This window comes from Falsiroseomonas sp. RANM36, assembly GCF_056682175.1.
On sequence record NZ_JBWXTD010000004.1, the window covers coordinates 78,930 to 80,225 of the forward strand.

General features: G+C 82.3%; 1 protein-coding gene and 1 pseudogene. Both read left to right on the forward strand.

Translation table 11 applies throughout. The annotated features are described in order from the left end of the window. Nucleotides 1-919 (forward strand): annotated as a pseudogene (locus tag AC1MIR_RS14120) (hypothetical protein); the annotation flags it as partial. Next, a partial coding sequence (locus AC1MIR_RS14125) for a hypothetical protein (RefSeq protein WP_480028833.1) occupies nt 916-1,296 on the forward strand: 381 nt, incomplete at its 3' end. The pseudogene AC1MIR_RS14120 and the gene AC1MIR_RS14125, both read left to right, overlap by 4 nt.

Genomic DNA, 1,296 nt, shown 5'->3' on the forward strand with positions numbered 1-1,296 from the left:
GGGGGGGGGGGGCCCGGCGGGCCGGGCCGCCCCCCCCCCGGGGGGGGCGGCGCCCGCCCCGTGCCCCCGGGCGCCGGGGGGGGCCGAGCCGGCCGAGACCGAGGCCGCCGCGCGCCTGCTCGCGCTGCTGCCTGCCGCCCTGCGCGCGGCGCTGGCGGCGATGCCCCCGGCGCCGCGCGCGCCCTGGCTCGCCGCCGCCCTGCTCGTGCATGCCCCGGCGCAGGCGGTGCGCCTGCCGGCGCTGCTGCATGCGGCGGCGGCCGAGGCCGTCCCGCTGCCGGAGATGGCCGGCAGCGCCGGTGCCGGCGCGCAGCCGGCGCCATCCGCATCGCCCGCCGAGGCGGAACAGACCGAGACGACCGAGATCTGGTGCGGCGGGCTGCTCCTGCTGATCCGCCCCCTCGCCTGGCTTCGCCCGGCCTGGCTGGCCCTGGGCGAGGGCCTGCCGGAGCGCCTGCTCGCGCTCGGCCTGGTCGCGCTGCAACGGCTTGCCGCGCCGCTGCCGCCCGCCGCGCGCCGCGCCGCGCTGGAACGCGACCGCCCGCTGCTCGCCCTGTTCGCCGGCGCCGCGCCGCCCGAGGGGCCACTCGACGAAGCCGCCCTGCCGCTTGCCCTTGCCGCGGAAGCCGAGGATGCGCTGGCCGCGCTGCTGGCGGCCGCGCCGGCGGATGTGGCGCATGCCCCGGCCGCCCTGCGCCGCGCCTATGGCCGGAATCCCTTCGCCGCCGACGCCACGACCGACGCGCTCTGCCGCCTGCTGCTGCGCCCCGGGCGGCTGCTGCAGGAGGAGGCGGGGGCGACGCTGATCTGGCCGCTCGATGCGGCCGACATCGCGTTGCGCCGCGCCGGCTGGGACATCGATCCCGGCTGGGTGCCCTGGCTCGGCCGGCGCATCGGCTTCCGCTACGGCGCGTCATGAGCCGCCCGGCCCGGCCCGATCCGGCCGCCCTGCTGCTGGCGATCGCCGCCGGCCGCCTGGCGCTGCATCTGCCCGAGGCGGGGCTCCAGGCCCTGGTTGCGCCGCTCGATCCCGCGCCCTCGCTGCCGGATGCGCTGGCGCTGGGGGAGGAGGCGATGATGGCGGCGCGGGCCGCCTCGCAGGCGCCCTTCGCCCGGCGCGCGCGCGCCGCGCGGCTCTCCGCCTTCGATCTCGACCTGCGCGGCCTCGCGGTGCGGCCGGCGCTGGACGACGGCGCGGCGGAGGCGGTGGAAGCGCTGGCGCGCGGCGCGCGGCGCCGCGCCGCCCGCCCCCCCCGGCGCCAGCAGCAGCCCGCCCGGCGGGGGGAGGCGGCCCCG